Below are 23,857 nucleotides of genomic sequence, written 5' to 3'. Positions count from 1 at the left end.
TAATATTTTTCATCATGCTTTAATTGCATAATGCTTTCTGGGAGAACACTATAATTTTTCATTTATAGTGGGGGAAAAGCCGATGGCTAACCTTAAGCGCTATGTTTGCATCTGTGAAAAATATTTCAATGTAGTCGGGTTATTGGCTGGTTAAGTTGGGTAATGAAACAATTGAAAAATTACTTAATAGTTACATCAAAATGGGTAAATAAAATTAACTTACTATTTTTTTTACATTCTTTTGAGGATGGATAAAAATTTGTTTTGTAAAGAATTTTAGTTTTTTTACAGGAATGGTGATGGAAAATTTTAGATAAATGTCAGTTTTAAGTTGAATTGTCGGACAATTATTTGGCCTTGACCAGAAATTGAAATTTTAGTGTGAGGGATTTGACAGGTCAGTGGTATAGAAAAATACAAACTTGTTTTTCTAATTATTTTGATTGTAAAAGTAAGAATTTTAGTTCATAAAAAAACCTATCGACTTATGCACTTTTATGTTTTTTTTGGGGTTTTTAATGAATATTTTAATTGTGGGGAATGGTTTTGATTTATCGCATTATTTGCCGACGAAGTACCATCACTTTATTAAAGTAATGACTGTAATAGAAAATTGGCCAGAGTCTAGTCAGAATATGAAATTTGATGACTTATTTTCTTTACTATATGAGTCAGAGTCTAGGTTCTTTGAAAAAACAAAAGCTTTGTATAGAACTGATGAAATTGAAATATACTTCAATGAAATTGAGGTATTAAAAGAAAAGTTAAAAGGAAATGTGTGGTATCAATTTTTTAATCATCACGTAAATGAAATAGATACATGGATTGATTTTGAAATTGAATTTTCAAGAGCATTGGATTTAGTAGCAAATTTTATTGAAAAAGCAGAAAGAATTTATAATAAGCATGAAAAATTGGAGCAGTCAGTTCTATGTAAATTAGATCAAGAAGATCCTAATTATAAATATTTAAATTTTAAAGAAAAAACTTTAGAAAAGTTATCATTGCTCAATATTTTAAATACTTTACCAAATACAAGTCTAATCAATAGATCACAAATTAATTCAAAATACTATAGGAATAAAGATACGAACTTAGATTTTGATTTTCATTCTTTAATTAAGGATCTTGAAAAAGACTTAAATTATTTTATTGATTTATTTGACTGGTATTTGATCAAAATTATTGAAAAATTAAATCTAAAGAATGAAATTATTAAAGATAATTTAAATTTCCCTATGAATGATTTAACAGTTTTATCTTTTAATTATACAAATACGTATAAAAGATTCTATGATGCATCAGCTAAAGTAGAGTTTGTGCATGGACAAGTTGGAAATGAATTAGTATTAGGAATACCGGATTTAAAAAATCAATTTCTTAAAAAATTTAAAAACTATAGTTTTACTAAATATCATCAAAAATTATTAAAAAATACAGATTATCTTTTTTTAGAAGAAAACCAAAATATTAAAAATATGTTAGAAAATTCAAATGTGGGTAGGAGGGAGATTAATATTTTTATTTGGGGACATTCTTTAGCAGAATCAGATGAAAGCTATATTCGTGAAATTTTTTCCTTGAATCGAAAGGAAAGAGTGCTATGTACAGTAATAGTTTATTACTATGAAAATGATGCACCGAGATTGTTAAATAATTTATTAGATATATTAGGGAATGAAATTATTGAAAAATGGATGAAAAAAGGTTGGCTAAAATTTCTTCCTAACCCAAAAATTAACTTCGGAATTCGAGAAATTTCTACAATTCAAGAAGCATCCTAAATCCGCAACACAGAAAATCATTTAGCCTATCGAATCTCAGCATTTGCTAGGTTATGATCAAAACATCCAACAACATTCCAAAAATAATATGAAAACCCTCGCATTTATCCATCGTAACGACACTCGCTTTTCAGTCGGTGACTTTTCACCTGTTCTGTCTGTATTTTCCCATTACGAATTGGGCAACACCGTTTCGCCGTTTCTGTTACTAGACCATTTAGGTCCTGGGCGGCTTAAACCCAACAGCATTCTAAAAGGCGTGAGTGAACATCCACATCGGGGTTTTGAAACAGTGACCATCATGTTTCAAGGTGAGCTTGAACATCGAGATTCATCAGGTGGAGGCGGTATTATTTCCGCAGGAGATGTGCAATGGATGACAGCAGCATCAGGGGTCATACACAAAGAAATTTTTAGCCAAAATTTTGCAAAACAGGGCGGTGTATTTGAAATGCTACAACTCTGGGTCAACTTACCTGCAAAAGACAAAATGAATCCACCACGTTATCAAAGCCTTCAAGATGCCAATATCCCCAAAGTGATGTTAGAGCATGATGCAGGCTATATTCGAGTCATAGCGGGGCGGTATAAAGAGTATATGGGACCAGCAAAAGTTCATTCTCCATTACACGTGTATGATGTGTTCGTAAAACAAGGGCACACCATTCAACTTCCTGCAAAATCTGGCGATACCACAATGCTGTATATGCGTTCTGGACGGGCTAAACTACCACAAGATGACCATGGGACGAGTGAAACAAGTCACGAAGAATGGGATGATCATGGCTTAGCGGTCATGTCGAATCTACAGGAAGATGTTGAAATTACAGCGTTAAGAGATAGCCATATTTTATATTTAAGTGCTACGCCATTTCATGAACCGATCAATGGACATGGACCATTTGTGATGAATACCTATGACGAAATTTTAGAAGCCTTTGATGATATAAAAACGGGTAATTTTATTCGTTATAAAGCCATCGAGACAGAATAAAATTCGTTTCTTTAAAGCATAACTGTGCATAAAAAGCTTTTGAAATAGAACTCTGTTAGACTGTGCCAAATCTAAATAAATCAAAATTCTAGACATTCAATATCTAGATGAATGAGCTTTTTCGTCTTTATGCAAAATCTTCCCAAAGTTCAGTTGAATCGAACGACACTCTTATTCCCATTGGCTTTGGTGCTATTTGAGTTTTCAGTTTATATCTGTAATGACTTAGTCCAACCTGCCATGCTCGCCATTACCCAAGATTTTGGAGTAAGTAGTTCGTGGGCACCCTCTTCCATGTCTTTTTTCTTATTGGGTGGCGCGTGCTTGGCATGGTTACTTGGTCCATTGTCCGACCGAATTGGTCGAAAGAAAATGCTCTTGGCAGGCGTGATATTCTTCGTCATTTGCTGTCTTTTGATTATTTTTACTCAAAGCATTCATCAATTTCTAGCCTTTCGATTTTTACAAGGCATTGGCTTAACCATCATTTCTGCTGTCGGTTACGCTGCCATTCAAGAGATTTTTGAAGAACGAGATGCCATCAAGGTTATGGCACTGATGGCAAATATTTCACTTATTGCACCATTGCTTGGCCCTGTCTTGGGGGCATTTATGATTGAACATGTGTCATGGCATTGGGGCTTTATTGGCATTGCTATTTTGGCGGCTTTAAGTTGGTTTGGGCTTAAAGCCAAAATGCCGAATTATCAATTGAGTGTTACAAAAAAGCCGTTAAGTTATATTTGGGATGATTTTAAAGCGGTGTTTCGCAATCGTCGTTTTCTGGGATTGGCTTTATCCATTCCGATGGTATCTATTCCGCTTATTCTATGGATTGCATTGTCACCTGTGATATTGGTAGAACATTTGGGTCTGACCAATATGCAATATGGCCTAGCTCAAGTGCCTGTTCTTGGTGGTTTAATCATTGGCAATATTGCGCTGATCAATATTATTGATCGTTTGCCGTTGGGTAAAACAGTTATGCTGACTTTGCCGCTTATGCTTTTGGGCACATTGATCTTAATCGCAGGTGTGATTTGGAAAGACTATTTACTGTGGAGCTTAATTGTTGGAATGACGCTGATCAGTTTTGGTGAGGGGTGTAGCTTTTCAGTGTTATATCGTTTTGCGCTAAGTTCATCGCCAGTGTCACAAGGTACGGTTGCAGCCGCAGTGGGTATGATCATGATGGTGGCATTCTTTATTGTGATTGAGTTGGTTCGTATCACCTATGAAAGTCATGGTATGTGGGCATATGCATTAACCTGCTTTGCGTTAATTGCTTTGTGGTTTACTTTCCCGAGACGTATTGTCAAAAACATCATGCAAGAACGTTTGGCGAAAGGGGAGTTCTAACCGTTCGAATAGATTAGTTAGAATTTATTTATATATCCAAGATAAGAAAATATATAAATGTCATTCATTTATCTTGGAATTTGAGGCATTTTATAATCAGTTTATTTAGAATTATTCATCGTTAAATAAAGCCTCGGCTTCAGCTTTATCTGCTTCATAGCTACATCCTAAAATACTCATAGGCGATTTTCCTGTGAGCTCAGACAGCACCAATTTATTGTAAAAGGTAAAACGATCTGGGGTCGCAGGCTCTGTCCGTACTAATTTTTCACCACGAAATATCTGGATATTCACAAAATCAGGTTGCTGCGAAATTGCAAATTTTTGAGCAAATGGTTTGTAGTCTTTATTTCTATAAACCGCAGCAATGGCTTGTCCAGCCAAAGCAATTTCTTGTGTAGGCTGACCAAAAACATCTAAGGCTTTTGTATGGTGATAAATATAAAGAAGGGGGTGCTCTGGATCATCATTACGTTTCCAACCCAATTGACTTAAAGTTTTTTCGTAATCTTCGGTCAGTTCCTGATAATGATCTGTGTTACTTTTGCACTCAATGATTGCTTTTAATTCATCATTCGAAATTGCATACGAACTTTGATGGATGAATAGAGTGGTTAGGCCTAAAAATGTTAAAGCAGATTTTTTAAATTTCATAATGTTATTCCAAGTTTAAATCTTTTTTTGATTTTCATTAAAGTATCATCTATAAATTAGATTACATTTATTTTTTCAATTTAATTTTTTCTTTGAAATCAATATTTTTCAAAAAGTCAGGGATTAAATCTTCACGGTAAGGATAAATATAAAGATGTTGTATTTCCATGAGTTCAATCATTGCAGAAGCGAGCAATCTTGCATGAGCTTTAGTATCTGAAAATGAAAATGTTTTAATCAGAAATACACGCTCATCAATTGTGCTAATGAGTTTTCGAATTTGATTTTCCATTTCCTCAATATTGTTAATCCTTTGTTTTTTTTCATGTTGATTGAAGACTTTCATATCCAAATTTAACAAGTTAATTTCAGAATATTCTTTTTGCAAAAGTTTAATACTCTTATTGAGATATTTTCTGGCCTCTTTTATGTGTTGAAGCAAAGCCATTTTAATGTGTTGGAATTCGGCAGTATTTTTAATGTATAAATCAAGTTGATTGAAATAAAAAACAATTTCATCATGATTTATCTCGATCTCAGAGTATTTATTCTGATCGAGTAAGTGTATATGAGGATTGTTATTCTGATGCATGATGTATATTGGCTTCAAAAATAGTATTCATAAATTAAAATTATTTGTCTTGAGTGAAAAGTGTAGATAAGTAAAAAAATTTATTGATAGATTTGATGAACATAAAAAATCTCCCTATTCGGGAGATTATTTTATTTATTGAGATGATGTCTGATCTTGCTGTTGCTGTAATTTTTTCAATTTTCGGTCAAAGAAAAATGGTGCAAAAGGTAAAACTGACGCAAATAAACCCAATAGAAAAATCTGAATGGACCATTTTTGTCGTTCGCAGACGATGAATAGAACCAGCAAAAACAAAACAAATAATACGCCGTGCCCCATACCGATATATTTCACCAAAATTGGGTTACCTAAAAAGTATTTGACTGGCATCGCAACAAATAAAAGAAGTAAGAATGAAATGCCTTCAATTGTCCCCACAACACGCAAACTTTGAATATTCATAAAATTTATCATTCAAATAAAAGACAAAGTGTAGTGTATCTCGATTCAAATGTGAAAAACTCAATCGTTCAATGATGGATAACAAGTACAGATAGCAAATATAGATAAAGAGAGCCCAATGAATCGAGCTCTCTTATGGAAAATACGGTTTATTACAAATGATTTTGGATCAATCCGATTGTGTATAAATCAAGACTTATCCACAACTCTAAAAAATTGCTTAGAGAATCACACCACAGGCAATACGGTCACCGCCACCGCCCAATGGTTTAGGATGATCTGAGTAGTTGTCACCACCTGCATGAACCATAATGGCAAGACCTTGTACATCAGCCAATTTTAAACGTGGTGCAATGACCATCGTTTTAGCGGCGCCTGTAGAGTCAACATTTAACACAGGTAAATCACCTAAATGTCCTTCATTTGGTGTGCCATGATGTGCAACTTTTAAAGGGTTAAAGTGTCCGCCAGCAGCGATTGCAGCACCCATTTTTCCATCTTTTTCAGCGGGCTGACAAGAGCCTTTTTCATGAATATGAAAGCCATGGAAACCCGAAGGCAAGTCTGATAACTGAGTATGAATGGTTAAGCCCTGAGGGCTGTCTTGAAACGTGATTGTTCCAATTTTTTTTCCAATACCTTCTGCACTAACCTCATTTACCACGATGGTTTGTATAGGTGCATGATTTTTTTTATCAAGGGTATTTGGAGTTGTTCGGCAAGCGACTGTAGTAAAACCGATTAATGCGCATAAAACAGATATTTTTAATGTATGAATCGGCATTTTTGCACCCTTATTTATTCTGTGTATAAAATTCAAACAAAATAATATATTTAAAGCAATAATCATTAAGTGTTTGAATGTATAAAAATTATTAACAGAGGGCAAGCTAAGCTCATTTCATTTGATTTTGACTGTCAATATCGCTATCCAAATCATAGGCCAAGGTTCCTTTAGGCAAAGGCTCTGGTTCGACTGTTTCATTCAGCCATTCACGCCAAATGGCTAAAAGCACAGCTAAAATCACGGGTCCAATAAATAAGCCAACAAGCCCAAAACTTGCCAAGCCACCCAATACACCAAACATGATCAATAAGAATGGGATTTGTGTTGCACCCGAGATCACCAGTGGGCGAATCACGTTATCTGCAGTACTGACAATACATACACCCCAAGCCATGACACCAATCGCTTCGACAGTCTGACCTTGTGAAAACAACCAGAGTGAAACCGCTGTATAAGCAACAGGAGGGCCAAAAGGAATAAGCGCCATTAAGAACGTCGCCATGGTCAGTACCATCGGATTAGGTACGCCAGCCACATAATAACTTACACCTGCCAAAGCAGCTTGGGCTACAGCTGTTAAACCAACACCATAGACTACCGCACGAGTTGTTTCAGAGATGGTGTCAATGTAATGTTGAATACGAGGACCAATCACTTTTTCCATGGCCTTACTGACTTGCTCAACAATGGTATGACCATCACGATAGAAGAAGAACAGTGATAACAAGGCAAAACCGAGTTTAATTAAATTCCGGGTAATTTCACTCAAAACGAACTTACCGTAGTTTAAATGTCCTTGTATCCACACACTGACATTACTAAAGAACATACTCGGATCACTGTTTATGTCATTCACAATTCGAGTCAGTTCTTTACCCACGATTGGCAGTTGGCGAATCACATCAGGAACACTCAGTTGACCTGAAGAGAGTTGACGTTGTACGTCAATAAACAGATTTCGACCTTCGTGTTGCAGTAAGAAAATGGCAAAAGTGAAAGGTAAGCCTACCACTAAAATCAGCATACCTGTCATCACTGTGGCACTTAAATTAGGACGATTCAAACCACATAAACGTTGCACGCGCTTATAGATTGGCCAAGTCATATAGGCAATAATACATGCCCATAAAACTGGAACAATAAAGTACTTAATGATGTCATATCCTAAGTAAAGTAGGATAAAAAACAATCCAAAGAGTAAAGCACGTTGTAAAGTTGGGTAAGAATCTTGCACGAATGTCTCTGATCTATTTTAATATTTTAAAAATTAACCTGAACGAAGTTGGATCATCCAGCACATAGTTCATCATATATGAAAATGAAGCGAAATTGCGTTTCAATATATATCAGATTTTTAAAACCAGTCACTCTCATCTTCAATGAGCGCATCGAGTAAAGGTTGCCATTGATTTTGAATAGATAAATACATTTTTTGATGCTTATCAAAAATACTTAAACCTTGCATTGCCAATTGACCATATGCTGCACGTTCAGTAATCCATGCCACAGGCTTTTGCTCAATCTTGTCAAAAAACTGCTGTATTTCTTTGGCTGTTGCTCCAGAAGGTTTAACACGATTGGCCAGTAAATGAACCTGTACTTTTCCTTTACGTATACGTTTGATCTCTTGGATATTTTTTAGAAAACGTTTGGTGCTATCAATATCAAAGAAAGAGGGCTGAAGAGGAGTAACAATGGCATGGCACTCTGCAATCAGATGCTCTGCGTGATCACCTTTAAGCGCACCAGGTGTGTCAATAATCAAATATTCGAGTTTTTTGGGAGCATCACCAATGGATTTTTCATGACGCCAATCTAACGTTTGGATTTCTGTTGCGGAGTCAGGACGTTGTTTGAGCCAGTGTAAAGCAGATTTTTGACTGTCGGCATCTGCCAATGCCACTTTATAGCCTTTTTGCGCCAGTGCAGTTGCTAAGGTGATTGCAGTCATTGTTTTACCACAACCCCCTTTTTGATTCGCAATAAGTATCGTTTTCATGATCTACAATATATTCGGTTGGCTAGGTATATTTAGGCTTAGCTTAGCATCATTTTATCGGCTACGTGTTTCAATAGGTGGAATGTTTAAGGGTCAAGCCACATGACAAAAGCTTCGATGTTGTTTACATTGTGTTGAGTTAAAAAGGGGAAGAAAGCATGTCCATATGGATGGCAATGTTAATTGGGGCATGTATTGGGATTGTGATCACCACGATTGTGTTGTCTGGTACACGCAACGGTAAAATCAAAGCTGAATATGAACAATACATTGCAGAACTAGAATTAGAGCATCAACAAGCTTTAGTTCATGCCCAAAAACGCAGTGTGAATACCAGCCGTGCAGTATTAAAAGGCAAGATGGCTGAACAACTTGCACCGATTATGCCTGAATTTCGTTATCTACCCAGTGATGCAAAATTCCTTGGTGATCCAGTCGATTATGTGATTTTTGATGGCTATACCGACTTTAGAGATGGGGATGGTTCAGCCGAGGATATTGAAGTGGTACTCATGGATATTAAAAGTGGTGGAGCACGACTGACCAAAGGTCAAATGGCGATTGCTGATGCCATACGAGATGGAAGAGTACGCTTTGAAACTGTACGTATAGATTTTAATGACGAAGGCTAAGACGCTCAAATCATCGAGTAGGTTTTTCATTACACCTTCTAAAAAGCGATATGTATTTTTATTTTTTAGTTTAAAACCATGACGGTTGATGAGGATGGATGAAGAATTTTTAGATGCATAGATACAAGATCATCAAACACTAAAGCGCTAAATGAAAATTCTGCTGCAAGTATTGAAAACAAAAAAGTGACTAAAAGGCAGTAAACGGTTACCAAGTCTTAATTTTATGTCTCAATCATTGGTTTATAAAGAAGCAATGCTAAAACTTAAAGTCAATTCTTTGTATAAAAGCATGATCTTTGTATAAAAGTATGAATAGACGTCTGATGTAAATAGAGCAATTATGTGTATAAACAAATTGGGATTTGAAGCGTAAGATAGATTTGAGATGTATAGGGGAGATGACCATGGTTAAAACAATGATCTTAACACCAGCGCTTGGTAAGACAACGATGCTAAAAACCGTGAAGCTAAAAACCGTGAAGCTAAAAACAGTATTGTGTGCGGCGTTATTGGCATTGAGTAGTCTACAAGTTCAAGCAAGACAATCTACAGATTACAATATTGCCAAAGGCTTGGCACCTGTCTCTCAAGATCAGAAAATTTCTGTGCTAGAACCCTTTGCTGGTGAATTCAGAATTTTAGGATCAAAAGAATATACCCATGATGCGCAAGCTCAATTTTCCCCGATTGACTATGCGGTGACCCGAGGCATATTTACCGAACCTGAAATCGCACGTCAAATCAGTATTAATCAGTATGATCGTTTTCTAAATTGGAAAATGGCTCGACCACCTGTACCTCCAAAATTAGCAACGCAATTGGTCAGCAATATGCATATTATTCCGGCCAATCCAGAAATTGCCAAAGAAATTAAAAAAGTAAAACGTGGTGATTTGGTTCGACTGAAAGGTGAACTGGTACAAATCAATGCTAAAGATTTGGTGTGGAAATCTGCACTGGATTGGAATGGTGTGGGCGACGGTGCCTGTAAGCTGATTCGTGTTGAATCAATACAATGGGTAGAACGTCAAAATATGTGATGTATTCCTATACATCGATAAACTTTGAAGCCTAATTTAGGGTCTGTTGACAGTTCAGACATGCATTGTGTTAAGGGCTATAAACAACACAAATGAGGCTAATGAGGTATTAAAGTAAGGCAGTGGTGATTTTCCTTGTCGAGGTCTAATTCAAGGCACTCAAAATAGTCCTGAAATTGGCTTGATTTATTTTTGAACAGCGCTTGTAAAAAACAGTACAATAAAAAATGATGTACAGACGAGATCGCTTGGGGATTGATCACAGACTGGGACCATGATGCACGTCTAATATGTGTACGCAAGTGCTGTGATGTGGCATCGTAATAAACAACATCTAAATAAACTGCATGTAAATAAACATGAAATGCAAAGTGGACTCATGCAACAAGCCAATTGTTCATGATCAGGAACGAGAATTAAAGTTAATCAAATTTGGCAAAAGAGTAGAACAAAATGAGAACGTTATTCTGGATGAGTGGTTTGTGTGTGATTCTTGGGCTATCAGCATGCCAAAGTTCTACGCCAAATCGAATTGAAAAAGTTCACCACTATACGCTTAAACAAAAGTGTCCAACTTTATTGGTCATGAAGGTCGGTGAAATTTTACAATTTAATGCCCCTGAAAATCCAAGTACAGGATACGCATGGCAATTGGTTCAACCTTTAAAACTCTTTAAAACTGAAGAAACATTCTTGCAACCAGAGACCGATAAGCCTGTACTTGGCATGGGTGGAGAGAAGTCTTTTAGTTTTCGTGCTGAACAACCAGGTCAAGAGCTGATTGAGTTGGTTCACGTGCGTTCTTGGGAATCCAATAAAGAACCCACTGAACAGTGGTTATGCCGTATTCGTGTTTCATGATTCAGCGATATGCTGCATTAATCTGCAATGAGAAAGGGATGTATTAACATCCCTTTTCTATGGCATATGTTTTTTATTTCTGCTGTGATTTCCAATGTTTGAGTTGAGCTTCAGCAGTGTAATAGTCTCCCATTCCTTTGACTGCATCGGTTGGATCTTGTAAATCATTTTCAGGGGAGTTGACCAATTCGCTATAAACATCCATTTGATTTTCCCAATATAGGGCGAACAAACCTTGTATATAGCGTCCTTGCTCTGTTTTTAGGTCCAACTCTTTGAGCATATTTAAAGAGGACTGAATCAAATCACGTTTGCGTTGATTTTTCATGTCCTCAGTTAAGTTACCTTGAGCCTCCAATTCTTTAAGATCATTTTCCAATGCAGCACTGACCTCATTAAAATTTTGATCGTATTGTTCAAGAAGGGCAATGTCATTTGCATCCTCAGGTGTTATTGCGAACACTTTGACAGGCTTGGCTTCAATTTGTTGTTTGAGCTCATCTGAAGCATCCGCTGAATCAGTTTTGGCGTATTCAGATTTTTCATTTTTAGGGCTACATGCCGAGACACAGACAACGCTTGCAATCAATGCAGTCATGAACAGTCGAGAGGTTAAAGTAAATCGCATGAGATCAGTCCTTTAAAATGAATGCTATAAAACACATAAAAGTTTAATTCGGCGAGCTGAATTGAATATGAGGTGCTTCATTTGCTGCTGAATATTGTTGTTTTCTAAAACGTTTAAATCTTTAAATGTGTAATGTTTAGAGGTTAAATTTTTACATAAAGATAAGCATGAGTGACGTAAGGAAAATCAATAGTATCCTGCGCCGTTTTTCCTGTGTATTGATACACGATCTGTTCGAATTGAAGTTTCATGTGCTGTTGCTGCTCTGGAGGCATCGCTGCAATAAAGCTCGTGGAGAGTAAACGATTGGATACCACATCTTCAACTGTTCCCGTTTGGTACTGCACAAATACTTTCTCTGCTTGAAATTCAAATAAGTTTTGTTGCTTAAATACATTTTGCCATTGGTAACTATGAAAACGCGGAGTATCTGCTTCATATTTTGCCAGCAGATCTGCCAAAGCTTTGACCCAGTCTACCGTTTCATCTCGTTGATTCCATACCAGCCCTAAGCGACCTTGAGTTTTTAAAATACGATGTATTTCAGTCAAACTTTTGAGGTTTGCAAACCAATGAAAGGATTGTGCACAGACAATTGCGTCGATACTGTTGGAATTTAGTTCAATGTCTTCGCTAGAGGCTTGTTGAGTTTGTACGTCAGGATGTACTATTTTCAACTGTTCAAGCATTTCTGCAATGGGTTCAACAGCAATGACATGTGCTGTGGTTTGCGTCAGATAATCTAAAAATTTTCCTGTGCCAGCACCGAGATCTACCACGTAAGATTGGGGTGTAATTTTTAAATCTTCTAGCAACCAATGAACAATGTCTGCTGGATAATTTGGACGTACTCGTTGATAAAGTGCTGCCGCAGAACTAAACCCTTGCTCAGCAGCAGGATGTAAAGAATGTGTCATATTTTGCGCTTTTTTATCTGAGCAGTATCTATAAAATATGACACTGGGTGCGATGAATAGGCAAGTTAACTGTTATTAATTTTGCAAACAAACGTTATGAGAGCCTTTTTTTGGAATTGCAATGGATAAACAAATAGTATTTGAAGATGAACACATCAGAGCAATTTATTTAAAAGGATCTTCTGATACTTTGGTTTTATCTTTTGGCGACTTAATTACCCGTGCCAAAGGAAATTCCATTAATGCAGAAAAGTCATTAAGTAAGTACGAATACAGTGTGATTGGCATTATGCCCAAGCAGAAGTCATGGTTTCCTGCTGTGAGTATGCTTGGTGTGCTTGCTGCGATACAGCCGATTCTGGCTGAATTTAAGCGTGTTGTAGGCTATGGCGGTTCAATGGGGGGCTATGCAGCCATTAAGTATGCTAAACCCTTCAAGATGAATCGTGTGGTTGCTATGGTGCCCCAGTATTCGATTAATCCTGAGGAAGTCGAAGACCGCCGTTATACCGATTTCTACGATGCTGAAACCAATGGTGATATGCGTATTCAGGCTGCGGATATTTCGGAAAATTGCGAATACATTATTGTGTATGATCCATATTTTGATTTGGATCGTGAACACTATAAAAAGATTCAGCCTCTGATTCCACAATTGCATACTTTGCATTTGCCATATACTGGGCATGATGCGATTGCGGTGCTAGCCAATTCTGCGCTATTACATGATTTTATTGAACGTCCATTTGATAAGACTTATTTTTATCAGCAGATTCGTGCGGTTAAAAAGAACAGCAAGTTTTACTATCGTAGTGTGATTGCGCATTTGCTAGGAAATCACAATGAAGCCCTAGGTAAAATTCTAAAAACCATTGATTTGCAACTGGACAGCACCTTTTTTGATGCCAGCTTAAAGCAAACCATTACCCGTATTTTGCTGAACAATAAACGTGTTGATGAGCAAGATCTACAAAAGCTCGGTATTTCGATTAATCTCCCATTCGAAGACAAAACGCAGCTTTTGGACAGTTATGGCAAAGTTTTGGTTTTTAATGTGATTACTCAAAAACTTGAAAGCTATGACCAAAAAGTGATTGATGTGAATGGAAAATATATTATTCCATTGCATGTTGAACACAGTGGTTTAGCTACGGTTGAAGTGAAAAAACAGACGTATTTGATTTGTATGAATGATCGCCGTGTGACCAAACTGTTTAAGCAGGATGATGAACTATCATCCGATATGAATCCTTTAGTCATCAAGAAGGGTTCTGGTTTTTATAGCTTAGCCTATAAAAATGTCTATATGCGCTGTGATGAATCAGGCAACTGTTTATTTGAATCTGAAACCGTAGGTGAAGCTGAAAAATTCTCTATCAGTTAATGCTCACAATGTTTTAGGTATTGATTTGGAAAAAGGGCTTTATAACGATTAAAGTCCTTTTTTACGTCTGGGTCGTGAATATTTAAATTGGTACTTGAAGCTAAATATATATCTGTGACATGACCTAAAGAACCTTCAAAGTCTTTTTCATAGTGATATCGGAACGTTTTACGAGTGACCTTTAGCAGATCTTTTTTCATAAAAGTATAATGTGACAGCTGATTCTGATCTGAAAGATAAAAATGAGATTCAATTTTACATCCTTGATCAAGCTTGATTAATTTAAACGAATTTCCATCATGTGAATTATGAATTTCGTCATTATCAATATTACTCACGGACTGCAAAACGACTTCGGCGCTATAGGCAGAACTGCAAACAAACCAAATTAAAAACATCGTGATCAGTTTGAATAAAAAAGAATTTGAAGAATGTCTAAGCAAGATTTCACCTATTTTTTATTATTTTCAACCAAGTATATCTAATTTATTTTATGGATGCATAAAAAAAGGGGCAATGTCTTAGCCCCTTATAAACTGTAAATTTTTTGAATGAGGTTTAAGCCTTTTCTAAACGACGATTGGCACGTTTAAATGTTCCAAAATCATTAAAGCGAACGCCATTTTCACTCATCAACGGATAGCACTTTTTGGCAATCGCTTGTCGAATATAGAATGGATCACGAACCACAAAATGATGTAAGGCATGTGTGCCACCAAAGTTAAAACAGAAAGCCTGTAAGGGTTTGATACGCCAGTCTGTCCAAATTTGACACTGTTGAACGGTGTTGCCATCTTCAACATCACCATAATAATGCAAATTTGAACTGGTGAAATGTAAGCTCAATGTGCGTAAGAAATTTGGCGCAGCAATGCTCACTGCGTAAAATTTGGTGGTTTTGTCGACCCAACGCCAAACTCGATTTGTGGGCGCTTGAATCTTCAGTGCTTTCATGCCCAGTTTTGAAACACTCATAAACAAGAAGCTATACCATAAACCGTAATGAATATTGCCTAAAGGTGAATATCCCAATGCCAGTTTGGTTTTTAATTTCAGCTTGTCTTTGAAATTTAAATCTTTTTGTGCTTTTATAAAGTGATTCGAAGCATTTAGTGTTTCAATGGGGCGAAGTGCAATGGCCAGTAAATTATCACCTGTCATGAGTAAGCGTTTAATTCCCCATTTATCACCATTGTTAATGCCACGTTCTTCTACATCAGAAGGGGTGCCAGATGATTTATGATGATGCAAATGGATTTGACGACGAATCCAAGGGTTAATCGTACTCGGTCTAAATGCATAAACAGCTGCAAGCATCGCATTATTGATCTTTTTATTTTTTCGATGGTACATGAGGTGAATGAGGTCATGCTCAAGCTCATGCAAAATAGACATCCAAAATGCAGATAGGGGAACTGCAATATACCAAGGCATTTTGCCACGCGCATATTGCGTAATATTGAAAATAATGCCAGTTACAGATGTAATGAGGATGCCCATACCGATTTGGTCTTGATATTTGACCAACCAAGGATGTTCTGAACGGAGTTGATTACCCGCTTCCAAGATCCCTTTTCGGATGCGATGGGTACGCAGTTCGTCTTCAGGATCAGCAAACAATTTTATTTTTTGTTTGTTGGTTGTTTTTGCATCGGTTAAGGGTAAATTCATATCCAGTTTCATCTATGATATTGGTATAGCAAAGGATTTGTACAAAAAACCAACAAATGTCGGATTTTGAGTGAGAGTATATGATGGTATCAACAGAGTCAACACTTCAGTATAAAAAAAGCAGTAAACAACTTAATCGTCCTAAACAAGAAAGAACGCAAAAGCGAATGGAACAGGTGATTCGTGCAACAGAGGAGTTATTGTTGCAGGTAGGGATAGAAAAAATTTCAATTCCAGAGGTCGCCATTGCCTCAGAAGTCCCTCGCGCCAGTATTTACCAATTTTTCCCAACCAAATATGATCTGTTGAACTATATTGCAATTTCACATTTGAATAATTTGATTCAAAAGCTTCGTAATGAAGCAATGCGTGTTTTCTTGGAAAATCCCAATCAACCCATAGAAGCCTATGGGCGTTTAATCACTTCAGCCATGATTAAAGCTGCAGCACAATTTTTAAATGAATCTAAAATTGCGACGTTACTGATTCTAAGTGGTGGTGCAACGCAAGATAATTATTTGGAATATCAAGTTGAACTCAGAAAAGTTAGCTTTGCTATTCGTCAAGCGCTACTGGCAATCAATGTTGACAATTATATCCCAAGACAACCAGATACATTGACTATTTTGATTGAACTGATTTTCACTTGTATGAAACATGGCTATTACACTGAAAATTATATCTCAGAAGCCATTTGCCAAGAAGGTTATCGCGCTGGTATTGCTTATCTCACCGCACTGAAAAATAATTCATTTATTATGAAAGATGCCAACGTTAAAGCTGATGACGAGACATGATGATTAAACATAATGTTTAGACCGCAATATTGAGATTGATTTTGAAATAGCAAACAATCATTCAACATTATTATTGTGTTTTTTATATTATTTTCAAATTTATCGGGTAAATGCTTAAACTTGGGATTTACTCGAGATCTTCTTTGTCTGTAAAAAATGTGTAGGGATAAATGCAATGAAAGCTGTTTTTTTAGATTACAAATCTTTAGATCAGGATGACTTAGATTTCAGCGCATTAAAGGCAGTTTTTAGCGATCTGATTTTATATCCTGCAGTTCAAGAAGAAGAGGTATTCGACCGCATTCACGATGCAGAGGTGGTCATTACCAATAAAGTGATGATCAGTGGTGATGTCATTCGCCAATGTGCAAAACTGAAACTGATTTTGATTTCTGCTACGGGCACCAATAACGTTGATTTAGCACAGGCACGTGAACAAGGCATTGTGGTATGTAACTGTCAGGCATATGGCACAGCTGCTGTAGCGCAGCATACCATGGCACTTATGCTGGCATTATCCACTTCACTGATTCAATATGATCGTGCTGTAAAACAAGGTGAGTGGCAAAAAGCAAAACAATTTTGCTTACTGGATTTCCCCATTGTTGAATTGACAGGAAAGACACTGGGTATTGTGGGCTATGGTGAGTTGGGGCAAGCTGTAGCGAAATTGGCGGAAGCATTTGGCATGAAAGTCTTGGTTGCATCACTGCCGAACCGACCAGTCAAAGAAAATCGAGTACCTTTTGCTGATTTGTTAGCACAAGTGGATTACTTAAGTTTGCATTGTCCTTTGAATGATGAAACACGTGATTTAATTGATGCGGCGGAACTTGAAAAAATGAAATCGACTGCATTTTTAATTAATTGTGCTCGAGGTGGTATCGTCAATGAGCAAGCTCTTGCACATGCTTTACGTCAAGGGCAGATTGCAGGCGCTGCAACAGATGTTCTTAGTATTGAGCCACCCACTGAAGGGAATGCACTGCTGGCTAATGATATTCCAAATTTAATTATTACTCCGCATAGTGCATGGGGCAGTGTGGATGCACGTCAACGTATTGTGCAGCAGATGGTGGAAAATGTAGAAGCATTTCAAAAGGCTCAACCAATACGCCAAGTGAATTGATGGATTAAACCAGTGATTAAGCATTTTCATTGTTTGTGGTTCTGTCAAACAAAGCATGATCATTAATAAAGAATGTGCTCAATGAGCGCATTTTTTTATCATGATTATGAATGACTTATTAAACAAGAATACAAAAAAGCCTATTTAAAAATAGGCTTTTGTTGATCTACACCATCATAAAAAATGTGTAAATGGAAATCTATTCATCATATTGCTTAGCGAGGAACACCCTCAAAGCCATCTTTATTTTGCTGAGTTGGTTGCGATGCAGGCGCATCAATTGAGATAGATTGTCTATTAATCTCTGGTTCAACTTCATTCGTAGCAGGAGTACTACTTATCACTTGTTGTGATGAATCTGGGGTAATCATGCTTTGTTGAACAGGTTGAACAGGTTGAACAGGTTGAACAGGGCTATTATTTTCACTTAAGCCACCCCGTTCTATGGGAACACTGCCTGCATCTTTTGTACCTAAAACAGTTTCTTTGGTATTTCTCACTGTTTTTACAGTTGTGTCGATGCCTTTACGGGTTGATTCCTTCGCCGTTTCGGCAGTTTCTGTTGTCACACTTTTAGTTTTGTTCCACGTTCTATCGACCCCAGGTTTAATTTTAGCGATACCACGTTCAGTTGCAGCACCTACTTTTTCAGCGGTGTTTTGCACTTTTTCCTGAGTTTTTACCGCAATGACTTTCAGTAAGTTTGGATTATCACCATAGGCAGGTGCAGCTTTACTGGTGTTTGTCGTTTCGGCAAAAACAGCTGTACTCAACATTGCCAAAACAGCGCTAGTCATCATTGATTTTTTAAACATATTCATTCTTGCTTTTATCCCAAAATAGATGAAGTGAAGCAAAATCTCTCACTTGGATTTAGACCCATATGGAGCGGGCATATACCAATGTCTTTGAAAACCATCATAATCTGAGATGAAGAAGAAGTGTAGGACTTGATGTGAAGAGATGTATACAACAGTCGTAATTTTGCTACAACACATGTTTTTTGATCAGAATTCAAAGTTTCGCTATTTAAAATAGCGAAACCTTAAAATCCTAAAGGCCCACTTGAAGTGAACCCTTAGGAGGCTCTTTTACGGATAATGAATACTTTGAATTGATTAAACTCTGGATTTATTCAACGTTGAGCTGATATTTAAACTGTTGAACCGTTATTGGGTACTTTCAGTTGTTGTACCTGTTTTGCTACGTGCAGGTGTTCCGAGCTCAAGATTTGCATTGTTGTTTAAGCCAGCCTCAGTTGTTGGCTGTTGTACTTCTTTACTTTCTGGCTTAAAAACGTCTTTGGTTTTTTTCCATTTCTCTTTGGTGAATGATTTCGCTTCATCCGATTTTTCACCTAAGTAGTTTTTGGTTTTTTTGCTGTCTTTGGCAACAGAATGCTTAATTTCACCAGACTTTTCTTTCACAGATTCAGATTTTTCAGCTGTAAAATTCTTAGTTTTTTGCCAGTTTTCTTTGGTAAATTCTTTGGTGTTATCGACACCTTTTTCAATTCCATTCTCTACTTTGTTCGCTGTATTGCTAATCCCTTGTTTGACATTGCTGATGACACCCGGGTTTTGTGTAGTGCTATCAGTCGTTGTGCCAACACCTGTAGTTGCCGATGTAGTCGTACTGGTTGTATTGGCAAATAGGCTACCTGAAGCGAGTAATGCAGTGGCAATGACTGTCATTTGAATTATTTTCATGAGTACTTTCCTATATCTGGGTTATGCCTAATATGGATGCTCATGGTGTGGGCTCATGAGACTGATAGTGACGCATCATAGAGAAATACTCAGGCTTTATACGGCTTAGAAATTAAATCTACACAGGCATGCAACGTTGATGTTACATAGTGGTGAGTCTTGTGAAAAAGGTAAAAATAGAGATTTAAATAGATTTTTGTTTTATATAAATTTTTAAAAGTATGGTGTTGTTGTACTTTACAAGTTTAATGCTTTGTAATTTTGTCATGAAAAAACGACAAATGCCGTTTTTTCAGTTATTGCAGTTTTTTAAATAAACATGGTTTTATTTAAAGTTGCACTGCTCTAGGTTTTCATTTGAGAAATTACTTTTAAGTGCTTTGAAGTTGGCTTGAGGGTGCTCTTGGCTTGGATCAAAAATGATTTGTTTTTTCTGCACTTCAGTATCAATTAGGGTAAATGCTGAGAGTAAACGTTCATCTTTGAAAATCCAGTGTTCGGTTGCTGTGCCTGTATGTAAGTAAGCAGTGAATTCAATATCGCAATAATCACCATGTTTGAGTAATTGTGCGACGTTGTGTTTGGTTTTAGGCTCAGCATCTATGTCTTTGTGCTGTTCAATGACAAATGCAGCAGGATCTGTAGATTGGTTTTTTGGGGAGAGGGTGCAGGCGCTAAGAGAAAGTGCTGTAAAAGCGATGATGCAGAGGGTTTGGAATTTCATAACAATTTGTGCTGTTAGATGAATTTGAATGTTAAGTATATGGAATACATAAATGTTTGACTACATATATTCAGATAGAATAAACCAGTTTTAACAAAGATATCAAATGCTTAATTTAGATTTAAAATAATACAAGATAATGATATTTAAACAAATATAAAATTATTAATATGATGAAGTAATTAGAATAGATTAATCTTTGCAAAAATTAATCTAGTTGTATATTGAATAAAGAAAATTGGGTAATCGAAATTATTACTTATACCAAATGCCACTATCATAAAAGAAAGTGAGGATCTTTCTGGATGGGTTGCACTGATCTTGAAAACTACTAGCTGCTTTATAGCACGCAGCAGATGTATTCCCGACAAGCACGCCATGTGAACTAAAGATTTCTTTTTTTACTTCGTTGATTTCATGATCAGCAACATGATAAATCATATCAATCTGATTCCATTTTAAAAATGGAGGGCATACTCCAACGCTCATCCCTTCTAAATTATGAGGGGTGAATACATTATTTTTACTATCACAGCCAGAGGGTTCTACTAATACTGTTTTAAGTTTATAGCCATTTTTAATCAAGGCTTCTGAAACGCCTGTAAAACTAGCACCCGTTCCAGCACATCCCACAAAAATTAACTCTTTGACTTGAGGATAATCTTGTTTTAGTTGTATTGAGATTTCATTACCCGTTTCTAAATGAGATAGATAACTACCTGAATTATTGAATTGATCTGTATAAAAATAATTTTTACCAAGTTTTTGTTGGTGATTTAGATGCCATTCCACAACTTCTTTTGGCGTTTTTCCAGCTTCAAGCATTTCTTGACCGATTAATCGTGCACCTAGCTTTTGTAATTTGTCTTTCTTTTCTTGACTAAAATTCAAACCAATCGCCAATTCAACCGATATATTTCTTTTTAAACATGCGGCCAATAAACCAAAGCCAAAATTGCCTCCAGTTTTTTCAATAATAGTTGTATCTTTATGAATTAAATTATTATTGATGCCTGTTTCAATAATATAATTCGCTGCTCTATATTTATGACTTCCAGAAATATTATTCATTTCCATTTTGACCAATATATTTTCAGTCACATTCAATAATTCAGTGAATTTCATGATTTCTCCTTTCATAATAATAAATCAATAGAAAAATGATAATGACGATGCTTAAAGACATAATCATTGAAATTAGATTGGTATTGATCCAACCAAAATGATTTAAAATTGGTGCTGGAAGAAAAGCACCTAATGTTGCAAAAAAGGCCACTGCAGTTTCGCTGAGTCCCTGAATTTTTATTCTGTCTTCACTTTGCAAGCTTCCAATAAGTGTTGATCCTCCTGAATACGCAAAGTTCCAACCAATCCCAAGAATAATGAGCGAAATATTGATAAATACTGAACGATCAAAAATAATTGGTAGCAAAGATGAAAGAGAAATTAGTAAGAATCCTAGCGTAATGATTCGAACACTGCCGATATGTTTAATCAATTTAGGCACAATAAATGAAGGCAGAAACATGGCTAACACATGCAATTGAATTGCAAATGAAGCGTAGTGGAATGAGTGATTTACCTTTAAATGTAAGGACGAAACGATCATCATCAAGTTCATTAAGTAGTAACCTAATGCGCCACCAATGATTCCGATCAAAATAATTTTTCTTGTTTCAGGTGTATAAGAAATACTGACGGATTTAGGTTTTTCGGTGTCAACTTGAAGACGATTTTGAGATGAAGATTTATGCCATAAATAAATCACAAAGAATAAAATAATTGATAAAGCACTTAGAATTAAGTAGATGAATGAATAGTGAGGATATTGCCCAATTTTTTCAAACTTGATTGCCAGTAAAGGAGCAATAATGGCAGCTATCACACCACCAGAAATGACCATAGAAGTTGCTTTAGGGATGAGTTCAGACGCCAAGCCATCGGTAGCCGCAAATCGATAAAAATTTGCAGTTGATATAAACAGCCCTAACAGGAAATGACTTAAACATAAAAGTACAAATTGACTTTGAGTAATTGCTAAGAACCCACTAATACCCGATGCAAACAAAAAAAAGATACCGATAATAAAAACAAAATATCGTCCAAATTTTTTCATTAAATTAGAAAAAATAATTGTACTGATTAATATCGCAAAAAACTGCAAACCATAGGGTATGGTTGCATAACTTGATTCTGGAGCAAGGCTTAAACCTACAATGGCGGCGACAGTAACTGAAAGCACTGCAGTAATTAAATTAATCCCCTGACCAATGAGTAAAAAGTAAATGTAATTAGGTAATGTGCGCACCAAGTTCTCCATGAATAATATTGTCTTGACTACTTATGCAAATCAGACGTTCTTTGCCTTTTCCAATTCCTTTTCTTTTTACTTTTAAGGGTTCTAGAAAACCTGTATTGGTTAAATGAGTACCACCACAAGGAATTTCAAAACCATCGCATTCCCAGACTCTTTCATTGGTGGCTTCATTTTTGAGAAATGTGCGAATATTTAATTGGTTGGAAATCATACTATTTACATGATTTGCGATGATGTTTAATTCATCTTCTGTAAATTTGAGATCGGTGATGAAATCAAATCGGGCACTGTCTTCTTTGATATGACAGCCAATGACACTCTTTTGAATTCCATTTCTGACTTTTTCAGCGGCAATGAAAAGTAGGTGAGAGGCGGTATGGTAGGCTGATAAATTGTTTCTACGATCTGTGTTTAACACTAAATTGATTTCATCATTAACTTGAAAATATTGATTCAGATCTTCTTCAGTTTCTACATAGTGTGCTGTTTTCCAAAGTCCATTTTCTTTTTCATATTGCACATTGCTAATATTGAGTTCCACATCATTTAGTTTAACCAGTCCAAGATCACTTTCTTGACCACCACTTTCAGCATAAAAAATTGTTTTATCAAAATATAATTTATTATTTTCGATTCGGATTATTTTGGATTTACCATTAAATTTAAAGTAATTGTCATAGTACTCATTCATCGTTTCAAGCATTACATTATACTCCGCATAATTTGATTCGATGTTTTGGTGATGATTCTGTAGCCAGTAGGGACATCTTCTAAAACGACACAATTAGGACCGATAAACACATTATTGCCAATTTCTACATCTCCAAAAATTCGGCTGAATGCACCTATTTCGACATTATTTCCAACTTTAGGGTGTCTTCTACCAATCGCGTTATTTGCAATACCTGTTGCACCTAAAACTACCCCACCTAAAATATAGCAATCACTTCCAATGACGCTGGTTTCACCAATCACTGTTCCGTAACCATGGTCTAAAACAAAATTCTTACCAATTTCACATTTGTAATGAAGTTCAGCACCAGATAGTATTTTTCCACGATTAGATATGAATAGAGCGTAATGCTCCTTGTCTATAGAATTTGAATGTTTATGAATGAAATGTGCAATGCGATAGTGCAGGATTGCTTTGAAGGATGTGTAAGTTTGTAAAATACTGGCGATACAATTTCTTGAGGCTGGATCCTTTTTACAATATGCAGCAGCATCTTCAAAGATTTGATCAATCAATAAAGAATATTTAGCATCATCTGAAACATCATTTGCAAAGTTCGGATGACAGCACTCCCATAATGCTGCTTGAACCTGAGCATTGATTATCTTTTTTAATTCGTGGACCTCGATAAGCATTTTTTGTAGTCCCTTTTTACTTAATGAGATAAAGATATGAGATTAAATAATAAACAGATGATAT

General features: G+C 36.1%; 25 protein-coding genes. 9 read left to right on the top strand and 16 right to left on the bottom strand.

The genetic code is table 11. From position 1 onward, the window contains the following. Positions 1 to 518: 518 nt before the first annotated feature. From G8E00_RS14195 to craA, 3 genes are all read left to right on the top strand, one after another. Positions 519 to 1,784, top strand: a complete 1,266-nt coding sequence (locus G8E00_RS14195) for an AbiH family protein (protein ID WP_166225626.1) — start codon at positions 519 to 521, stop codon at positions 1,782 to 1,784. Positions 1,785 to 1,872: 88 nt separating this feature from the next. Continuing rightward, a complete protein-coding gene (locus G8E00_RS14190; protein ID WP_166225623.1) occupies positions 1,873 to 2,778 on the top strand; it encodes a pirin family protein in 906 nt (301 codons plus the stop codon). 129 nt (positions 2,779 to 2,907) lie between these two features. Further along, on the top strand, positions 2,908 to 4,137 hold the full coding sequence (craA, locus tag G8E00_RS14185; protein ID WP_166225620.1) for a chloramphenicol efflux MFS transporter CraA: 1,230 nt from the start codon (positions 2,908 to 2,910) through the stop codon (positions 4,135 to 4,137). Positions 4,138 to 4,248: 111 nt separating this feature from the next. Here craA and G8E00_RS14180 read toward each other — a convergent pair whose 3' ends face one another. From G8E00_RS14180 to G8E00_RS14155, 6 genes are all read right to left on the bottom strand, one after another. Beyond that, positions 4,249 to 4,791 carry a hypothetical protein gene (locus G8E00_RS14180; RefSeq protein WP_166225617.1) on the bottom strand — a complete coding sequence of 181 codons (543 nt, stop codon included), beginning with the start codon at positions 4,789 to 4,791 and terminating at the stop codon, positions 4,249 to 4,251. Between the two features lie 67 nt (positions 4,792 to 4,858). Beyond that, a complete protein-coding gene (locus G8E00_RS14175; protein ID WP_166225614.1) occupies positions 4,859 to 5,383 on the bottom strand; it encodes a hypothetical protein in 525 nt (174 codons plus the stop codon). 135 nt (positions 5,384 to 5,518) lie between these two features. After that, positions 5,519 to 5,827 (bottom strand): DUF3817 domain-containing protein, encoded by a 309-nt coding sequence (locus G8E00_RS14170; protein WP_166225611.1) that lies wholly within the window; start codon positions 5,825 to 5,827, stop codon positions 5,519 to 5,521. Between the two features lie 220 nt (positions 5,828 to 6,047). Continuing rightward, the gene (sodC, locus tag G8E00_RS14165) at positions 6,048 to 6,611 is read right to left on the bottom strand and encodes a superoxide dismutase family protein (protein WP_166225608.1); all 564 of its coding nucleotides are present in this window, start codon (positions 6,609 to 6,611) and stop codon (positions 6,048 to 6,050) included. A 112-nt stretch (positions 6,612 to 6,723) separates the two neighbouring features. Beyond that, positions 6,724 to 7,848 (bottom strand): AI-2E family transporter, encoded by a 1,125-nt coding sequence (locus tag G8E00_RS14160; protein ID WP_166225604.1) that lies wholly within the window; start codon positions 7,846 to 7,848, stop codon positions 6,724 to 6,726. A gap of 120 nt (positions 7,849 to 7,968) precedes the next feature. Continuing rightward, entirely contained in the window at positions 7,969 to 8,613 is a 645-nt protein-coding gene (locus tag G8E00_RS14155; RefSeq protein ID WP_166011107.1) for a ParA family protein, read from the bottom strand. Positions 8,614 to 8,771: 158 nt separating this feature from the next. On the opposite strand from G8E00_RS14155, the gene G8E00_RS14150 reads away from it, so the two are divergent. The 3 genes from G8E00_RS14150 to G8E00_RS14140 all read left to right on the top strand — a co-directional run bounded on the left by G8E00_RS14150 (position 8,772) and on the right by G8E00_RS14140 (position 11,149). After that, on the top strand, positions 8,772 to 9,245 hold the full coding sequence (locus G8E00_RS14150; RefSeq protein ID WP_166011105.1) for a Holliday junction resolvase-like protein: 474 nt from the start codon (positions 8,772 to 8,774) through the stop codon (positions 9,243 to 9,245). Positions 9,246 to 9,697: 452 nt separating this feature from the next. Further along, positions 9,698 to 10,288 (top strand): hypothetical protein, encoded by a 591-nt coding sequence (locus tag G8E00_RS14145; RefSeq protein ID WP_166011326.1) that lies wholly within the window; start codon positions 9,698 to 9,700, stop codon positions 10,286 to 10,288. Positions 10,289 to 10,741: 453 nt separating this feature from the next. Next, a complete protein-coding gene (locus G8E00_RS14140; protein WP_166011103.1) occupies positions 10,742 to 11,149 on the top strand; it encodes a protease inhibitor I42 family protein in 408 nt (135 codons plus the stop codon). A gap of 73 nt (positions 11,150 to 11,222) precedes the next feature. On the opposite strand, the gene G8E00_RS14135 is transcribed toward G8E00_RS14140, so the two are convergent. Both G8E00_RS14135 and G8E00_RS14130 read right to left on the bottom strand, forming a co-directional pair. Then, positions 11,223 to 11,777, bottom strand: coding sequence for a hypothetical protein (locus G8E00_RS14135; RefSeq protein ID WP_166225601.1), 555 nt, complete (start codon positions 11,775 to 11,777; stop codon positions 11,223 to 11,225). Between the two features lie 143 nt (positions 11,778 to 11,920). Continuing rightward, entirely contained in the window at positions 11,921 to 12,694 is a 774-nt protein-coding gene (locus G8E00_RS14130) for a class I SAM-dependent methyltransferase (RefSeq protein WP_166225598.1), read from the bottom strand. A 121-nt stretch (positions 12,695 to 12,815) separates the two neighbouring features. Between G8E00_RS14130 and G8E00_RS14125 the strand changes: the two genes are divergently transcribed. Further along, positions 12,816 to 14,078, top strand: coding sequence for a hypothetical protein (locus G8E00_RS14125; RefSeq protein ID WP_166225595.1), 1,263 nt, complete (start codon positions 12,816 to 12,818; stop codon positions 14,076 to 14,078). A gap of 558 nt (positions 14,079 to 14,636) precedes the next feature. Here the strand turns inward: G8E00_RS14125 and G8E00_RS14120 are convergent. After that, a complete protein-coding gene (locus G8E00_RS14120) occupies positions 14,637 to 15,749 on the bottom strand; it encodes a fatty acid desaturase (RefSeq protein ID WP_166011094.1) in 1,113 nt (370 codons plus the stop codon). An 80-nt stretch (positions 15,750 to 15,829) separates the two neighbouring features. On the opposite strand from G8E00_RS14120, the gene G8E00_RS14115 reads away from it, so the two are divergent. Both G8E00_RS14115 and G8E00_RS14110 read left to right on the top strand, forming a co-directional pair. Further along, positions 15,830 to 16,546 carry a TetR/AcrR family transcriptional regulator gene (locus G8E00_RS14115; protein WP_227591226.1) on the top strand — a complete coding sequence of 239 codons (717 nt, stop codon included), beginning with the start codon at positions 15,830 to 15,832 and terminating at the stop codon, positions 16,544 to 16,546. 175 nt (positions 16,547 to 16,721) lie between these two features. Further along, the gene (locus tag G8E00_RS14110) at positions 16,722 to 17,675 is read left to right on the top strand and encodes a 2-hydroxyacid dehydrogenase (RefSeq protein ID WP_166225592.1); all 954 of its coding nucleotides are present in this window, start codon (positions 16,722 to 16,724) and stop codon (positions 17,673 to 17,675) included. 215 nt (positions 17,676 to 17,890) lie between these two features. Here G8E00_RS14110 and G8E00_RS14105 read toward each other — a convergent pair whose 3' ends face one another. From G8E00_RS14105 to G8E00_RS14075, 7 genes are all read right to left on the bottom strand, one after another. Further along, on the bottom strand, positions 17,891 to 18,496 hold the full coding sequence (locus tag G8E00_RS14105; protein WP_166221145.1) for a hypothetical protein: 606 nt from the start codon (positions 18,494 to 18,496) through the stop codon (positions 17,891 to 17,893). 348 nt (positions 18,497 to 18,844) lie between these two features. Further along, positions 18,845 to 19,384: a hypothetical protein gene (locus tag G8E00_RS14100; RefSeq protein ID WP_166011090.1), complete on the bottom strand. Its 540-nt coding sequence runs from the start codon at positions 19,382 to 19,384 to the stop codon at positions 18,845 to 18,847. Positions 19,385 to 19,709: 325 nt separating this feature from the next. Continuing rightward, positions 19,710 to 20,108, bottom strand: coding sequence for a hypothetical protein (locus G8E00_RS14095; RefSeq protein WP_166225589.1), 399 nt, complete (start codon positions 20,106 to 20,108; stop codon positions 19,710 to 19,712). A 255-nt stretch (positions 20,109 to 20,363) separates the two neighbouring features. Further along, positions 20,364 to 21,233, bottom strand: coding sequence for a pyridoxal-phosphate dependent enzyme (locus G8E00_RS14090; protein ID WP_166225586.1), 870 nt, complete (start codon positions 21,231 to 21,233; stop codon positions 20,364 to 20,366). Next, on the bottom strand, positions 21,220 to 22,416 hold the full coding sequence (locus tag G8E00_RS14085) for an MFS transporter (RefSeq protein WP_166225583.1): 1,197 nt from the start codon (positions 22,414 to 22,416) through the stop codon (positions 21,220 to 21,222). Before G8E00_RS14085 ends, G8E00_RS14090 begins: the two co-directional genes overlap by 14 nt. Then, positions 22,400 to 23,128, bottom strand: coding sequence for an alanine--tRNA ligase-related protein (locus G8E00_RS14080; RefSeq protein ID WP_166225580.1), 729 nt, complete (start codon positions 23,126 to 23,128; stop codon positions 22,400 to 22,402). The genes G8E00_RS14085 and G8E00_RS14080 overlap by 17 nt, the downstream gene beginning before the upstream one ends. After that, complete coding sequence (locus G8E00_RS14075; RefSeq protein WP_166011080.1) at positions 23,128 to 23,793, bottom strand: serine acetyltransferase; 666 nt, start codon at positions 23,791 to 23,793, stop codon at positions 23,128 to 23,130. Before G8E00_RS14075 ends, G8E00_RS14080 begins: the two co-directional genes overlap by 1 nt. Between the last annotated feature and the right edge of the window lie 64 nt (positions 23,794 to 23,857).

This window comes from Acinetobacter shaoyimingii, assembly GCF_011578045.1.
Classification (GTDB): domain Bacteria; phylum Pseudomonadota; class Gammaproteobacteria; order Pseudomonadales; family Moraxellaceae; genus Acinetobacter; species Acinetobacter shaoyimingii.
The sequence above is the reverse complement of the archived record's forward strand: the minus strand, read 5'-3'. Positions and strand labels throughout refer to the sequence as shown.

Excerpts from the sequence above, each read along its gene's own strand:
- G8E00_RS14195 (WP_166225626.1), top strand. The coding sequence starts at position 519 with ATGAATATTTTAATTGTGGGGAATGGTTTTGATTTATCGCATTATTTG.
- G8E00_RS14190 (WP_166225623.1), top strand. The coding sequence starts at position 1,873 with ATGAAAACCCTCGCATTTATCCATCGTAACGACACTCGCTTTTCAGTC.
- craA (WP_166225620.1), top strand. The coding sequence starts at position 2,908 with ATGCAAAATCTTCCCAAAGTTCAGTTGAATCGAACGACACTCTTATTC.
- G8E00_RS14180 (WP_166225617.1), bottom strand. The coding sequence starts at position 4,791 with ATGAAATTTAAAAAATCTGCTTTAACATTTTTAGGCCTAACCACTCTA.
- G8E00_RS14175 (WP_166225614.1), bottom strand. The coding sequence starts at position 5,383 with ATGCATCAGAATAACAATCCTCATATACACTTACTCGATCAGAATAAA.
- G8E00_RS14170 (WP_166225611.1), bottom strand. The coding sequence starts at position 5,827 with ATGAATATTCAAAGTTTGCGTGTTGTGGGGACAATTGAAGGCATTTCA.
- sodC (WP_166225608.1), bottom strand. The coding sequence starts at position 6,611 with ATGCCGATTCATACATTAAAAATATCTGTTTTATGCGCATTAATCGGT.
- G8E00_RS14155 (WP_166011107.1), bottom strand. The coding sequence starts at position 8,613 with ATGAAAACGATACTTATTGCGAATCAAAAAGGGGGTTGTGGTAAAACA.
- G8E00_RS14150 (WP_166011105.1), top strand. The coding sequence starts at position 8,772 with ATGTCCATATGGATGGCAATGTTAATTGGGGCATGTATTGGGATTGTG.
- G8E00_RS14145 (WP_166011326.1), top strand. The coding sequence starts at position 9,698 with ATGCTAAAAACCGTGAAGCTAAAAACCGTGAAGCTAAAAACAGTATTG.
- G8E00_RS14140 (WP_166011103.1), top strand. The coding sequence starts at position 10,742 with ATGAGAACGTTATTCTGGATGAGTGGTTTGTGTGTGATTCTTGGGCTA.
- G8E00_RS14135 (WP_166225601.1), bottom strand. The coding sequence starts at position 11,777 with ATGCGATTTACTTTAACCTCTCGACTGTTCATGACTGCATTGATTGCA.
- G8E00_RS14130 (WP_166225598.1), bottom strand. The coding sequence starts at position 12,694 with ATGACACATTCTTTACATCCTGCTGCTGAGCAAGGGTTTAGTTCTGCG.
- G8E00_RS14125 (WP_166225595.1), top strand. The coding sequence starts at position 12,816 with ATGGATAAACAAATAGTATTTGAAGATGAACACATCAGAGCAATTTAT.
- G8E00_RS14120 (WP_166011094.1), bottom strand. The coding sequence starts at position 15,749 with ATGAATTTACCCTTAACCGATGCAAAAACAACCAACAAACAAAAAATA.
- G8E00_RS14115 (WP_227591226.1), top strand. The coding sequence starts at position 15,830 with ATGATGGTATCAACAGAGTCAACACTTCAGTATAAAAAAAGCAGTAAA.
- G8E00_RS14110 (WP_166225592.1), top strand. The coding sequence starts at position 16,722 with ATGAAAGCTGTTTTTTTAGATTACAAATCTTTAGATCAGGATGACTTA.
- G8E00_RS14105 (WP_166221145.1), bottom strand. The coding sequence starts at position 18,496 with ATGAATATGTTTAAAAAATCAATGATGACTAGCGCTGTTTTGGCAATG.
- G8E00_RS14100 (WP_166011090.1), bottom strand. The coding sequence starts at position 19,384 with ATGAAAATAATTCAAATGACAGTCATTGCCACTGCATTACTCGCTTCA.
- G8E00_RS14095 (WP_166225589.1), bottom strand. The coding sequence starts at position 20,108 with ATGAAATTCCAAACCCTCTGCATCATCGCTTTTACAGCACTTTCTCTT.
- G8E00_RS14090 (WP_166225586.1), bottom strand. The coding sequence starts at position 21,233 with ATGAAATTCACTGAATTATTGAATGTGACTGAAAATATATTGGTCAAA.
- G8E00_RS14080 (WP_166225580.1), bottom strand. The coding sequence starts at position 23,128 with ATGCTTGAAACGATGAATGAGTACTATGACAATTACTTTAAATTTAAT.
- G8E00_RS14075 (WP_166011080.1), bottom strand. The coding sequence starts at position 23,793 with ATGCTTATCGAGGTCCACGAATTAAAAAAGATAATCAATGCTCAGGTT.